Here is a 14,266-nt window from a genome sequence, read left to right on the forward strand (position 1 = left end):
TGGGCAACCCGGCGCGTGCGGAACAGACGTTCCCGCTGTTCGAAAAGTTTGAGGATGAGTGGCTGACCTGGGCGCCGAAGATTTCGCTCGGTAAGTAATCCGGAATTGATGTGGCGTCTACAAAGACGCCATCGCTGGCAAGCCAGCTCCCACAGGGTTTCATGGCGTATACAGAATGTGTGTTCAAACGCAAAAACCTGTGGGAGCTGGCTTGCCAGCGATGAGTTCCTCCTATTCAGCACAAATCCAAAGCCATAAAAAAGGGCCGCGATCCCAACAGATCGCGGCCCTTTTTGGTTTTCAGCTAAAGCCGGTCAAACCTCATCCAGCTCTGGCTCATCGGCTTGCACGTTGACGGTGGCCTTCACCACATCATGCCGGCGGATGTACTTCCAGTCCGCCTCATCGATGTAGATCCCCGCCGGGCCGCTGCCGCCTTCCAGGTCGATGGCGACACTGGCGCAGACCTGCGGCTTCACACTCGCCAGAATCGGCACGAAGCCCAATTGCAGGCTGGTTTCCAGCAATGCGGCCTGGTTCTTCTCGTCGATGTCTGCCGCCTCATCGAGGTAGTACGGCAGGCGCACGCGACCGGCCAGGTCGCGATCCATCAAGTGCAGCAACAAGTACATGTTGGTCAGCGCCTTGATGGTCATGGTGGTGCCGTTGGAGGCCGCGCCGTCGATGTCGGTGTGAATCACCGGCTGACCGTTGACCTTGGTGATCTCGAACGCCAGTTCGAACAAGTCCTTGAGGCCGAGCTGGTTGTGGTTCGCCGCCACCAGCCGTGCGAGGTATTCCTTGGCCTCTTCGTTCTTGTTGTCCTGTTCGGCGCTTTGGCTCAGATCGAACACCGACAGGGTTTCGCCTTCTTCGTACTGACCGGCGCTGTGGATGATCTGGTCGATGTGCTTGAGCGCTTCCTTGTTCGGCGCCAGGACAATGCGGAAACTCTGCAGGTTGGATACCTGACGCTTGTTGATCTCGCGGTTGAACAGCGCCAGTTGGTGCTCAAGGCTGTCGTAGTCGCTGCGAATGTTGCGCAGGGTCCGGGCGATGTCGGTGACCGCCGCACGCCGCGCCTTGCCCAATGTCAGGGCTTCGTCGGTGCGGTGCGCGTAAGCGTTGATCAGCAACGACAGGCGGCGCTCCATGTCGTCTTCGCTGTCGAACTTGGCCACGCCTTTCAGACGCACTTGCGCATACAGCGCTTCGATCTGTCCGTCGGCGCGCAGCAGACCCTGCCAGCTGTCCTGATAGTCATTGAGCAGCGGCAGCAGGTTGTCCATCGAATCGTCGACCGGATCCATGAACGGCGTACCGAATGGCAGATCCGCCGGCAGCAGCTGACGGCGGCGCAGGGCATCGTCGAGGGTACGTTGCTTGGCTTCCATGTCGGCGATCTGCCGGCCGACCAGTTGCAGCTTGGCCGAGAGTTGCTGGACGCGCTCGGTGAACGCATCGCTGGAGCGCTTGAGTTCGTCCTGCGCCGCTTCCATCTGTGCCAGTTGCTCGAGCTTGTCGCCTTCTTCGGCGCTCAGCGTTTGGTTGCGACGGAAATCTTCCAGGGCTTTCTGTGCGTCCAGCACTTGCTGGTACAGCGCCTCGGTCTGGGTCTTGCTCGCGGCGCGGTCGGCGGCTACGGCTTGCTGAGTCTTGAGCTGCTTGAGCTCTTTTTTCCAGACGCTCTTTCTGGTCACGCAGCGCGGCGCGGTCGGCCAGCGCTTGCAGAGCCGGCGGCTCGATGTGCGAGATGTCGATCGACAGCCCCGGCACTTCGAAACGCTCGCCCTTGAAGCCATCGAGGATCAATTCGACTGATTTGACCCACTCGCCATCGTCGTCGAGGGTGATGCCGTGCTCGCCCAGCGGCAGGCTGAACAGCGCGCTATTGAACAGGCGCATCAGGCGCTCGACGTCCTGCTGCGAGAATTCTTCACGCAGGCGGGCGTAGCTGTTGTTGTCGGCGTGATCGAGTTGCTGCTTCACCGACTTCAGACGCTTTTCCAGATCGCGCAGACGTTCTTCCAGATCCTCGGCGCTGAACTGCCGGGACTGGGCCAGCGCACCGGCCAGTTCGTCGTGAGCGTCCTTGGCTGCGAGCAGTTGTTGCTCCAGCACTTTGACGTCATCGACCAGCGCAAAGCGGTTCTTCAGCACCGACAACTCGCCGAGCCAGCGCTGGATACCGGAGATTTCCCGCTCCAGACGCATCAGCTCCTGGGTGCCACCGCGCTGATCGTTTTGCAGATCGTCCTGCTCGCGACGGTAGTGTTCGGCCTGAATCGTCAGTTCTTCCTTGCGTGCATTGGCGTAGTCCGACCAGGTGCCGAGCAACGAGTCGAGCAGCGGCGACAGGCGATGCAGTTTGCCGCGCAGCACGTCGCGCTGTTTTACGCCGTTGGCCAAGGCCTCGACCAATGGGCCGGCGGCGACCAGCGAGTTGTAGTCCTGCTCCATCCGGCGCACATCGCGGAAGGCTTCTTCGCACGCAGCAATGTAGTCGACGCTGCCGGAACGCAGGCTGTGCTCGAAGGCATCGAGGAACAGTTGCTTCAACTTGGCCGCAGTGATTTCGCGCATGTGCAGCAGGTTGATGAACAGCGCGCGGAAGGTCTTCAGGCTCTGCTCGCTGGTGGAGCGCAGCGGAATCAGGGTCAGGTCCAGCGGGATCGAGGTGTGCCCGCCCACCAGCAGACGACGCAATTCATCAGGCTTGAGTTCGTAGGCTTTCAGGCCTTCTTTCTCAAGGTTGCTGAACAGCTCTTTCTGCCGCAGGCAGGTATCGTTTTTCTGGTAATGCGCCAGGTCGAGCTTGCCGGCGTAAGCGAAGAACTGGTGACCGAAACCACCGCCCGGGCCGCGACCGACCACGCCGATCACGTGCGGGCCGTGAGGCAGATTGACTTCGACGAGGATGTAACTGGTGTCGGAGGCGAAGTAGAAGCGCCGCGATTGTTCCAGGCTGTACTTGCCGAAACTCATGTCCGACATGCGCGCCAGAATCGGGAACTGCAAGGCGTTGATCGAGGCGGACTTGCCGAGGTTGTTCGCGCCGTAAACCGATAACGGTTCTTCCAGCGGAAACAGGCCGAGGCTGTAGCCGGCGGTGTTCAAAAGGGCAAAGCGGCGAATGCCGTAGCGTTCCTGGCTCATGCGTCGGACTCCTGTTCTTCGGCAATGGCGCGGGCCAGTGCGTCTTCTTCGCTTTCTTCTTCGAATTCGGACAGATCAAGCGGATCGTCGGTTTCGAGGAATCTGGCTTCGGCTTCCTCGTCGATCAGCACCGGTGCCGGCAGTGGCAGCACGCTGTGCACGCTGGCCGCCAGATCGCGGTCCTGCTGCACCGACAGGCACACATCGAGGAAACGGTGCATCGGCGGCAGGAAACGGTACACGCCGTTTTCTTCGCCGGCGAAACCGAGCTGGGTCATGCGGCGCATGATTTTTTCTTCCAGCTCTTCAACGGTCTGCACTTCGGCCTGGATAAACAGGTCGCGGTATTTGTCCAGCAGCGACGGCAGCTCTTCACGGCCGAGGCTGCCGCCGTCGAGCACGGCGATCGGGTCGCGGCCCTGATCGGCCAGGTGCTCGACGAGGATGAAAGTGAAGAGCGCCAGACGCTGCGCAGTCTTGTTCACCGCGGCAGCGGCCATGTCCGGCACGAAGTAGTAGAAGCCACGGGTGTCGCAGACCAGTTCGAAGCCGAGTGCCTTGAACAGCGTGCGGTATTGATCCTGGAAGTTCGACAGTTGCGCGTACAGTTCCGGGTCGCGGCGGCTGACGTGGTAGCCCTTGAACAGCTCGCGGAAGATCGGCGCCAGTTGGGACAGTTCGGATAGATCAAGATGCATTGGGGATGCTCGCAGAATCCTCGGCGGCGGCAGGGTCGCGGGCCGAGAGCAGGGCGAAGGAGCGCAGGCTGACCTGATGCTCGTGAGTGTGGTATTCGCGGCGTTCCAGACGCTCGCGGGTGAAGCGTTTTTCCCGCGACAGGCGCGAGAACCAGTAGAGCAATTCGTCGGTGGCGCCGTCCGGTTCCTGTTCCAGCAGCCAGGTCATCAAATCCGGCATTGGCAGGGACTCTTCGCAACGCTCGACCATCTCGCGCACGGTGCGCGGTGCACGTGGCGCATCGCCGGATTTCTGGGTCTTGTGCGCCTTGGGGAACCGCGCCGGTTTCGGCTCGAAACGCGCCAGGGCGTAGACGTAGGCCTCGACCTGACTGGCGCTGCCGAGGAAGGTGCTTTGCGGCCGGGTGAACAGCGGCATCGCCGCTTGCGGCACCGCATCGATACCTTTGCGACGGATCGCCGCCAGTGCCAGCGCGGCGCCACGGGTCACGGCGTTGTGTCGGCGCGCTTCTTCCCGCAACGGCAGCAGCAGTTCGCGGGCATGACGCAGGGTCAGCTGGGCACTGGTCTGCATTTCGAGGATGCGCGCGTGGGTGCGCAGCAGCATGTCGTCGTCGACCAGATGGCCGAGGCGCTGCTGTTCGCTGAGCATTTTTCAGCAGCACGGTTTCGACCTTGCGCACACCTTGTTCGAAGGCGCCGTCCGCGTTCACCAGATCGATCATCGGCTCGACGTATTCGTCCCAGGTCGCCAACACTTCGGCATAACGCTGACGCAGCGGAATCTGCCGGTCGCTGGTCTTGGCCCGTTCGGCGACGGCCACCAGCGCCTGTTCGTCGTTGTCGAGTTTCTTCAATACGTCGCGCACGCGCATGTCGAGCAAGCGCAACTGACGGGCGAGGTCGTTGCCGTCGCGCACATCGAACGCGTCCTGAATGTAGCCGGCCAGCCGTTCGAGGTGGCGCAGATAGGCTTCGATTTCCAGGCACAGGCCCAGCCGGTGTTCACGGCGCAGATAGGCAAGGAAGTCGTGAATTTGCGCGTTGAGCTCGAAACGGTTCGGGCTTTTCGCCACGGGGACCAGAATGTCGAGGCGAATCCACACGTCGAGCAGGCTGGTGATGTCCTGCGGCGTGCTGTCCAGTTGTTGGGCGGCCAGTTGCGTGCGCAGTTCGTTGAGGCTCAGGGTGCCTTGGTCGAAGTGCTCGCACAGTGGCTCAAGAAGTGCCCAGTGTTCAGCGAGGGCGCGCAAGACGCGCTTGGGTTCGATCATCGGAATGGCCGGCTGGTTGGCGATTAAAAGCCGCGATTGTACTGCATCAGGAGGGATGCGATTCACTCTCGGGACGGGCTGTCGCATTTTCTAAGGGAGCGAGCCCAGGTAAAGGCTATCGATCAACAGCAAGCGATCTTGAACGAAGGGCTGTAGAATCAGCCCACTTCAGTTATCCACAAGTGGCCGACCCTTTGCTTATCGAGTCCCGCCGCCGCGCCTATTTGAACGCCATGCAGGTGGTCAACTGGCTGCCGCGCACCGAATTACCTTTCGCCGCCCCCGTCGCGGCCCGAGCTGCTGGACATGCCCGAGCCTGAGCCAGAGGTGGCGGTGATGCCGGTTGTGCAGGCCGATGCGGCGGTGCCGCCCGCCGCGCGTCCGGTCGAACGGCCGAAGATCGAAGTGCCGCGCCCGTCGCTCGCCAGTACCCGCAACGGCGCCAAACCGGTGGAAGAGGTCGAGGAGGCGCCAGTTGTCGCCAGACCCGCGCCGGTGCCGCCCCCCGCGTTTCGCCCTGCAATTGCTGCGCGCCGGGGCTTGCCTGCTGCTGGTGGAGTTACCCACCGGCGAAGCGTTCCAGAGCCGCGATCCGGCCTATCTGTTGCTCAAGGACATGCTGCGCGCCGCCGGACTGCCGGATGCGCCACAAATTGTCGGCGAGCCGGTGCGCTGGCCATGGCTGAACCGCGGAACCATGGATCAAGGTCCGGAAGCGGCGCGCGACTTTGTTCAGGGTTTCCTCTCGGTACAGATGGAAGCGGCACCTTGCGCCTGCCTGTGGTTGATTGGCCTGCCGGCGGTGCGCTTTGCCGGTGAAGCGGACGCTGAAGCGTTCAACAGTGAGTTGCAGATCGAAGGCCTGGGCCTGGCCTGGGCCATTCCCGGTCTGGAATTGTTAATGGAAGAGCCACAGCGCAAAGCCGCTGTGTGGCAAGCCATGCGTCGGCTGATGGCGCGCTGGAAACCATCGAATGAGTGAAGCTGTATCGTTCCGCCCGATGACCGAGGCGGATCTGGACGCGGTGTTGAAGATCGAATACGCGGCGTACAGCCATCCCTGGACGCGCGGGATTTTTCTCGACGGGCTGGGTAAGTATCAGATCTGGCTGATGTTCGAAGGCCAGCAGCAAGTCGGCCATGGCGTGGTGCAGATCATTCTGGATGAGGCGCACCTGCTCAACATCACGGTCAAACCGGAGAATCAGGGGCGAGGGCTGGGGCTGACGCTGCTGGAGCATCTGATGTCGATTGCCTACAAGGCTGACGCTCGGGAATGCTTTCTGGAAGTGCGTGACAGCAATACCGCAGCGTTCAAGCTGTATGAGCGCTATGGCTTCAACGAAATTGGCCGGCGCCGGGATTATTATCCGGCGGTGGGCGGGCGTGAAGACGCCGTGGTCATGGCCTGCACCCTGGTTGACTGAATACCTGTAGGCGCTGCCGCAGGCTGCGATCTTTTTGATTTTTGTTTTTTAGAATCAAAAGATCGCACGCTTCGGCAGCTCCTACAGGGGGATTTGACCGCAGGCACTGCGCGTCGGATGCAGGCTGATCGCGGCGGCACAAAACCAGCCGATGCAGAATCAGGCAAGCATTTGACAGGATGTGTCTACCGCTGGCGCTTGCACAAATATAGGCTCTGCCCCATTCCACCGTCTTAGCAGAGGATGCCGCGCATGACGTCATTCGATCGTTTCCAGTCTCCGCCCGATGCCGACATGGAAAAACAGCGTGCAGAACTCGCGGCGATCATCCGCCGCAACACCACGGACGACGGCAGTTACCAGACCGCCATCGGCTCACTGTTCATGTCGCGCCACACAAAATCCCATGACTTCGCCCCGGTGCTGGCGCAACCGGCGCTGTGCATCATGGCCCAGGGTCGCAAAGAGGTACGGCTGGCCGATGAGTTCTTCAATTACGACCCGCTGAATTACCTGGTGGTCTCGGTCTCGATGCCGCTCAGCGGGCGAGTGGTGAATGTCTCGCCGGAGGAGCCGATCCTCGCCGTGCGCCTGGACATCGACCCGGCGGAAATCACCGCACTGATCGCCGACGCCGGCCCCATGGGCGTGCCGACCCGGCCGACCGGGCGCGGCCTGTATGTGGAGAAGATCGACAGCGCGATGCTCGACGCGGTGTTGCGTCTGGCGCGACTGCTGGATGCGCCGAAAGACATTGCCATGCTCGCGCCACTGATTCGCCGGGAGATTCTCTATCGCCTGCTGCGCAGTCCGCAGGGCCACCGTTTGTATGAAATCGCGATTGCCAACAGCCAGAGCCATCGCATCAGTCAGGCGATCAAATGGCTCAACGGCAACTTCGAGCAGCCGCTGCGCATTGATGATCTGGCGAAAGAAGTGAACCTCAGCGTCTCGACCCTGCATCACCGTTTCAAGGCGATGACCGCGATGAGTCCGCTGCAATATCAGAAGCAATTGCGCCTGCAAGAGGCGCGGCGCCTGATGCTGGCCGAAGGGCTGGAAGCGTCGGCGGCAGGCTACCGCGTGGGCTATGAAAGCCCGTCGCAATTCAGCCGTGAGTACAGCCGCTTGTTTGGTGCACCGCCGTTAAGGGATCTGGCGCGGTTGCGGCAGTCGGTCTGATCCGGAACTTGTGTCAAGGCTGATGGCCTCTTCGCGAGCAAGCTCGCTCCCACATAGGATGTGTGATCTACACAAATCCCCTGTGGGAGCGAGCTTGCTCGCGAAGAGGCCGGAATGGTCGGTAAAAATCCGGATCAAGCCCCCAACACTCGACACGCCTCACTCGGCAACGTCACCGACACCGGATGCCCTATCCCCAAACCAATCCCCTGACACGGCGTGCTCAACGCCGTGAACGTCACCCCGGAACACTCCACCGTGGTCTCGATGGTCGCGCCAATATCACGCACGAACGTCACCTTGCCGAGCAAGCGATTGCCCGCCGTCGCCTGTGGCGCGGACAGTTGCAGGTCTTCCGGACGAATCAGCATCTTTACCTTCTGCCCCGCCTCGATGCTGCTGCAGATCGGTACTTGCAGCGCATCACCGCCCGGCAGGCTGACTTTGCCGTCGCCCAGCGCCGTGGCCGGGAAGATGTTGCCCGAACCGATGAAGTCGGCGACGAACTCGTTGGCCGGGTGCCGATAGATTTCGATCGGCGTGCCCACCTGCTGCACCTTGTGCTCGCCGAGCACCACGACGATGTCGGCCATGGTCATGGCTTCGCGCTGATCATGGGTGACCATGATCGTGGTGATGTTCAAACGCTGCTGCAACTGGCGGATTTCCACCTGCATCGACTCGCGCAACTTGGCGTCCAGCGCCGACAGCGGTTCGTCGAGCAGGAGGATTTTCGGCCGCGAGGCGATGGCCCGGGCAATCGCCACCCGCTGTCGTTGCCCGCCGGAGAGTTTCGCCACCGGCCGGTCGATCATCGCTTGCAACTGGATCAGCTCCAGCAACTCCACTACCCGCGTCTGCTGCTCGGCCTTGCTCACGCCGCGCAGTTTCAGCGGGTAGGCGATGTTCTCGCCAACGGTCATGTGCGGAAACAGCGCCAGCGACTGGAACACCATGCCGAAGTTGCGCAGGTGCGCCGGGGTGTGGCCGATGTTCTCGCCGTCGAGGCGAATCTCGCCGCCGGTGAGGGTTTCCAGCCCGGCGATCATCCGCAACAAGGTGGTTTTGCCGCAGCCCGACGGGCCGAGAAAACACACCAGTTTGCCTTCCGGCAAATGCAGGTTGACGTCCTGTACCGCGCAAGCCGAGCCGTAGAATTTCTCGACGTTTTCCAGAATCAGACCAGTCATGTTGCACCTCAAATCAAAAGGAAACGCCGCCCTCGCCCACCAGCTTCTCCAGCGCCCAGATCAGGACGAAGTCGATCAGCACGATCAGCACGGCAAACGAGAACACGGTAGGGTCGAGCGATGACACGGTGCGGCTGTACATCCAGATCGGCACGGTCATGACGTCGATGGTGTAGAGGAAATAGGTCACGGTGAATTCGTTGAACGAGACGATGAACGCCAGCAGCATCCCCCGCCAGAATCCCCGACTTCATCAACGGCACCACCACATCGACAATCGCCCGCAGCGGTGAGGCGCCGAGCATCCGCGCCGCCTCTTCGACTTCGCTGCCGATGGAGAGCATCGCGGCGGTGCAGTTTTTCACCACGAACGGCAGCGCCAGAATCACGTGGGCAATCACCAGCCGCGAGGTGGTCAGGTGAAACGGCAGGCTGTCGAACACCAGCAACAACGCCAAACCCAACACCACCATCGGAAACACCAGCGGCAGCGACATCAGTTGCAGCGCCACGGCTTTGCCACGGAACTCGCAGCGGGTCAGCGCATAGGCGGCGGGCACCGCGATCAGCGTGGCGAAGACCATGGTCAGGCACGACACCAGCAGGCTGGTGGCCATGGCCTGGCCGAGGCTCAACACATCACTGGCGTCCGGCGAAACGAAGGTGTGCCAGGCCGCCTTGTACCATTGCAGGCTGTAGCTGCTCGGCGGGAAGTCGAGGTTCGACGCACCGCTGAACGACATGACGATCATGGTCAGGATCGGCAACACCGCCAGCAGCAGAATGACCCCGGAAAGGATCCCGGCGAACTTGCCGGTGTCGCCGGGCAGCAGCGCCATGCGCTTGTTGGTCAGGGTACTCATTGCGAAGCCTCCAGCAGGCGCCGACGACGGCCAGTGATGTATTCGGACAGGGTCATGATCGCCAGCGTGGTGACGATCAGCACCACCCCGGCCGCCGATGCGGCGGGCCAGTTCATCAACGGCGCGATCTGGTCATGCACCATCACCGCGAGCATCGGCACACGGCGACCACCGAGCAGCAACGGCACGACAAAACTGCTGGCGTTGTAGGCGAATACCAGCGTCGCCCCGGTGATGATCCCCGGCAGACTCATCGGCAACACCACCTGACGGAACACCTGAAAACGGCTGGCGCCCAGCGTTGCGGCGGCCTCTTCGTAGGTGCGCGCGACACCGCGCATGGCGCTGGCAATCGGSAAACACCGCCAATGGAAAACGCAGTCTGCACCAGGCCCATCAGCACGCCGTTCTGGTTGTACAGCAACATGATCGGGCGCTTGATCAGACCCAGGCCCATCAGCGTCTGGTTGAGCATCCCGCCCGGGCCGAGAATCACCAGCCAGCCGTAGCTTTGCAGCAACAAGTTGACCAGCAGCGGCAACAGCACCGCCGCGAGAAAGATCCGCCGCACGAACGGCGAGGTCAGGCGTGACATGGTGTACGCCACCGGGATCGCCAGCAGCACGGCGATCACCGCACTGATCAACGCCAGACGCAGGGTCAGCAGCAGGGATTTCAGGTAATAGGGTTCGAGCAATTGCGCGTAGCTGGCGAGGCTGAACCCGCTCCACTCCGCGCCTTTAGTGCCGACACTCATGCGCAGCACCAGCAGACTGGCGGCGATCAGCACACCGAGAAACAGCATCGACGGCGTGAGGAAAAACCACGCCCGGGCGGTCGGCGAAACACCGCGCGCCGGGCGCACGTCTGCGGCGCCGACCGATTGGGTCAGGGATTGATGTTCCATAGCAATGATCTCGTCAATGGAAAACTAATCTGCCGAACACCTCTGCCTCCTGTGGGAGCCATTTTTTGTGGTGAGGGGATTTATCCCCGACCGGCTGCGAAGCAGTCGCAAAACCATCGTACGCGGTACATTTGATGCACCGTATTTGCTGATCTTGGGGCAGCTGCGCTGCCCATCGGGGATAAATCCCCTCACCACAGGGCTCGCTCCCACAGGAGGGCCGTGGTGTTCGGGAGGCCGGCGTCAGGAAGAAAAGATTTCCGTATAACGACGAATCCATTGGTCATGCACGGTCGCCAGGAAGGCGTTGTCGTGCATGATCGCCTTCTCGGCAATCTGCTCCGGGGTGAGGATGTACGGGCTCTTGCGCGCTTCGGCGGAGATGATCGCCTTGGCGTTGACCGGGCCGTTGAAGATGTCTTCGGCCATCTTGCCCTGCACCAGCGGGTCGAGAGAGTGGTCGATGAAGGCGTAGGCCAGGTCGGTGTCGCCCGGACGGTTCTTCGGCATCACCGAGAGCATCAGGTCGGTGTAGAAACCTTCCTTCATGCCGAACGTGGCACCGAGGCCGTAGTTCGGATCGCGGATCTGCTTGGGGAAGAATGCCGGGGCGTACAGCCCACCCATGTCCAACGACCCGGTGCGGAACAGCTCGGCGATCTGGTTCGGGTTCTCGCCGAGGGTGACCACGCGATCCTTGAGCTCGGCGAGTTTCTTGAAGCCCGGCTCGATGTTGTGTTCATCACCGCCGGCGAGTTTCGCGGCGATGATGATCAGGTCCATGGCCTCGGTCCAGTTCGGCGGCGGCAGGAAAATGTTCGGCGCCAGATCGGCATCCCACAGCGCGGCGTAACTGTCCGGAGCCTGTTTGAGGGTGCGGGTGCTGTAGACCAGACTGTTGCACCACAGCAGGTAACCGATGCCGTGCCCGTTGGCGCCGGTGCGGTATTTTTCCGGTACGTCGATCAGGTTGGGAATGCGGTTGAGGTCGGGTTTTTCCAGCAGTCCGGCGGCGGCCAGACCTTCAGCACCGACCCCGGCCAGGGTGATGATGTCGTACTGCGGACGGTCACCGCCGGCCTTGAGTTTGGCGACCATTTCCGAGGTGCTGCCAGTGCGGTCGGCGATGACCTTGGCGCCGGTCTTGGCCTCGAACGTGGCGGCGATGTTGCGCAGTGCGGCGAGGCCGGTGTCATCCGACCAGGTCAGCAAACGCAGGGTCTTGCCGGCAAACCGTGTGTCGCTGGCGCTGGCCCGGATGAAGGGCATGCTCAGGGCCGCCGCTGCTACCGAGCGACGCCGACGGTTTTAATGAATTGACGCCTGTTCAGATCATGCTCGCCCATGAAGGACTCCCTTTGTTCTTTTAAGTATGAGGTTGGTCGCAACCGTTGCATCCGCGCGGCCGGATCCGCTACAGGCCTTGTATTCAAAGGCCTGCAGCGCAGCCGACGGGTTCATCCTGAGGTCGTGCAATACACCTGACTATCGATAAAAACTCATCGAAGCCATGACACCGACGCATGCCTCGTTGCGAGGCATGCGCTCACCTTTTTCGGGCGTTCAGAGCGCCCGGATCACGTGTTTGATTTCCTGAAACGCAGCCAGGCCCCACGGCCCCAATTCGCGGCCGATGCTGCTCTGCTTGTAGCCGCCCCACGCCGTCTGCGGGAAGATCACTTGCGGCGCGTTGAGCCATACAAGCCCCGCCTGCAGGGCGTTGGCGACCCGGTCGGCAGTCTCGGCGTTACGCGTCACCACACTGGCGACCAGCCCGAACTGGCTGTCGTTGGCCAGGGCAATCGCCTCGGCTTCGCTGCTGAAACTACGCACGCAGAGCACCGGGCCAAAGATCTCTTCACACCACAGTGCACTGTCGAGGGGCACGTCGGTGAACACCGTCGGCTGCAAAAAATAACCGCGCGGCAGATGCGCCGGACGATTGCCGCCGCACACCAGCTTCGCGCCGGCGCTCAAACCGCGGTCGATGTGGCCGAGCACACGCTGGTATTGCGCCTGATTGACCAGTGCGCCCATCTCCACGTCCGGGTCGAACGGGTCGGCCACGCGAATCGCTTGCGCGCGCTTTTTGCAGACGCTCAAGAAATTCATCGGCCAGCTCCTCGGCGACCAGCACGCGACTGGTGGCTGAACACATCTGCCCGGCATTGAAGAAACCGCCGCCGCAAGCCAGTTCCACCGCCAGTTCCAGATCGGCGTCTTCGAGCACCAACAACGAAGATTTGCCACCCAGCTCCAGGCTCACGCCCTTCACGGTTTCGGCGGCGCGCTGCATCACCTGCACGCCGACAGCGTTGCTGCCGGTGAAGGAAATCTTCGCGATGCGCGGATCCGCCGACAGCGGTGCCCCCACCGCCAGACCGGTGCCGCAGACCAGGTTGAACACGCCGTCGGGCAGACCGGATTCAGCAATGATCGCCGCCAGTTCCAGCTCCGGCAGCGGCGTGACTTCCGAAGGTTTGAGCACCACGCAGCAACCAGCGGCCAAGGCCGGTGCGAGCTTCCACGCAGTGGTGACCATCGGGAAATTCCACGGCACGATCAGCCCGACCACACCGCACGGTTCACGACGCAGACGCGCGCTGAAATCGTCGCTGGGCAGCACCACGTTACTGTCGAGTTGTGCGTCGAGGCCTTCGGCCAAACCGGCGTAATACTCGAAGGTGGCGATCACATCATCGACGTCGATGGCCGCTTCGAACTGTGGCTTGCCGTTGTTGCTCGACTGCAACTTCATCAAGTGGTCACGCCCGTTGCGCACACCGTTGGCAATGTTGCGCAGGATCGCGCCGCGTTCGGCGCCAGTGCTTTTCGACCAGTTCTTGAACGCTTCAGTGGCCGCGTTGACGGCGTGGTTGACTGCTTGTTCATCACCACCATTGACCGTGGTCAGCAGTGCTTCGGTGGCCGGGTTGATCACCCGCAGGTGCTCACGCCCGGCGGACCATTGACCGTTGATGTACAGGCCGTCGAGGGTGGTCGGGAAATTGATCATAGGGCCACCGCCTGCATCCATTGGGTCTGGTCGATTTCGATCAGGGTCGGGCCCTGACGATCGGTGGCGGCACGCAGCGCGCCACGCAATTGTTCAACCGAACTGATCGCTTCGGCGGCGCAACCCAGAGCCTTGGCCACACCGATGAAATCGGGGGTATAGATATCGACGCCAACCGGCTCGATGGCGCGGTTGACCATGTACTTCTTGATCTCTTCGTAACCCTGGTTATTCCACAGCAGGATGATCACCGGCGTGCGCGCTTCAACCGCGCTGGCCAGTTCCGGCAGGGTGAACTGCAAGCCGCCGTCGCCGATCAGGCACACCACCGGCGGACGAGCGCCGTCCTCGAGGTTGCCACCGAGCCACGCGCCAATCGCCGCCGGCAAGGCGTAACCGAGGGTGCCGTAACCGGTGGACGAGTTGAACCAGCGCCGCGGTCGCTCCGGGTTGAAGGTAAGGTTGCCGGTGTACACCGGTTGCGTGGAGTCGCCGACGAACACCGCGTCCGGCAACTCGTGCAGGACGGTTTCCAGAAAACGGGTCTGGGCCA

Annotated in this window: 5 protein-coding genes and 7 pseudogenes; 3 read left to right on the forward strand and 9 right to left on the reverse strand. The window is 61.9% G+C overall.

Going from position 1 to position 14,266, the window contains the following annotated elements; genetic code table 11:
* Positions 1–314: 314 nt before the first annotated feature.
* The 3 genes and pseudogenes from mksF to mksB form a co-directional block, all read right to left on the reverse strand.
* Positions 315–3,156, reverse strand: a pseudogene (gene mksF, locus HT737_RS08705) (Mks condensin complex protein MksF).
* Positions 3,153–3,854, reverse strand: a complete 702-nt coding sequence (gene mksE, locus HT737_RS08710; protein ID WP_041074807.1) for an Mks condensin complex protein MksE — start codon at positions 3,852–3,854, stop codon at positions 3,153–3,155. Before mksE ends, mksF begins: the two are co-directional and overlap by 4 nt.
* A pseudogene (gene mksB / locus HT737_RS08715) lies at positions 3,844–5,128 on the reverse strand (Mks condensin complex protein MksB). The gene mksE and the pseudogene mksB overlap by 11 nt, the downstream one beginning before the upstream one ends.
* A gap of 233 nt (positions 5,129–5,361) precedes the next feature.
* Here mksB and HT737_RS08720 point away from each other — a divergent pair.
* The 3 genes and pseudogenes from HT737_RS08720 to HT737_RS08730 all read left to right on the forward strand — a co-directional run bounded on the left by HT737_RS08720 (position 5,362) and on the right by HT737_RS08730 (position 7,737).
* Positions 5,362–6,110, forward strand: a pseudogene (locus HT737_RS08720) (energy transducer TonB).
* Positions 6,103–6,555: a ribosomal protein S18-alanine N-acetyltransferase gene (gene rimI / locus HT737_RS08725; protein ID WP_041074813.1), complete on the forward strand. Its 453-nt coding sequence runs from the start codon at positions 6,103–6,105 to the stop codon at positions 6,553–6,555. Before HT737_RS08720 ends, rimI begins: the two are co-directional and overlap by 8 nt.
* Before the next feature lie 252 nt (positions 6,556–6,807).
* Positions 6,808–7,737: an AraC family transcriptional regulator gene (locus HT737_RS08730; protein ID WP_047296122.1), complete on the forward strand. Its 930-nt coding sequence runs from the start codon at positions 6,808–6,810 to the stop codon at positions 7,735–7,737.
* Between the two features lie 134 nt (positions 7,738–7,871).
* Here the strand turns inward: HT737_RS08730 and HT737_RS08735 are convergent, their stop codons facing one another.
* The 6 genes and pseudogenes from HT737_RS08735 to HT737_RS08760 form a co-directional block, all read right to left on the reverse strand.
* Positions 7,872–8,927 (reverse strand): ABC transporter ATP-binding protein, encoded by a 1,056-nt coding sequence (locus HT737_RS08735; protein WP_182402242.1) that lies wholly within the window; start codon positions 8,925–8,927, stop codon positions 7,872–7,874.
* Between the two features lie 13 nt (positions 8,928–8,940).
* Positions 8,941–9,790 (reverse strand): annotated as a pseudogene (locus HT737_RS08740) (ABC transporter permease).
* Positions 9,787–10,697 (reverse strand): annotated as a pseudogene (locus HT737_RS08745) (ABC transporter permease). The pseudogenes HT737_RS08740 and HT737_RS08745 overlap by 4 nt, the downstream one beginning before the upstream one ends.
* A 243-nt stretch (positions 10,698–10,940) precedes the next feature.
* Positions 10,941–12,043, reverse strand: a pseudogene (locus HT737_RS08750) (ABC transporter substrate-binding protein).
* Between the two features lie 217 nt (positions 12,044–12,260).
* A pseudogene (locus HT737_RS08755) lies at positions 12,261–13,710 on the reverse strand (aldehyde dehydrogenase family protein).
* The coding region (locus tag HT737_RS08760) for a thiamine pyrophosphate-dependent enzyme (RefSeq protein ID WP_306287192.1) at positions 13,710–14,266 on the reverse strand (557 nt) is incomplete at its 5' end. The gene HT737_RS08760 and the pseudogene HT737_RS08755, both read right to left, overlap by 1 nt.

The organism is Pseudomonas sp. MD195_PC81_125 (genome assembly GCF_014060985.1).
Classification (GTDB): Bacteria; Pseudomonadota; Gammaproteobacteria; order Pseudomonadales; family Pseudomonadaceae; genus Aquipseudomonas; species Aquipseudomonas parakoreensis.

What these genes read in the sequence shown, in the direction of transcription:
- mksE (WP_041074807.1), bottom strand. Translation starts at nt 3,854, where the DNA reads ATGCATCTTGATCTATCCGAACTGTCCCAACTGGCGCCGATCTTCCGC.
- rimI (WP_041074813.1), top strand. Translation starts at nt 6,103, where the DNA reads ATGAGTGAAGCTGTATCGTTCCGCCCGATGACCGAGGCGGATCTGGAC.
- HT737_RS08730 (WP_047296122.1), top strand. Translation starts at nt 6,808, where the DNA reads ATGACGTCATTCGATCGTTTCCAGTCTCCGCCCGATGCCGACATGGAA.
- HT737_RS08735 (WP_182402242.1), bottom strand. Translation starts at nt 8,927, where the DNA reads ATGACTGGTCTGATTCTGGAAAACGTCGAGAAATTCTACGGCTCGGCT.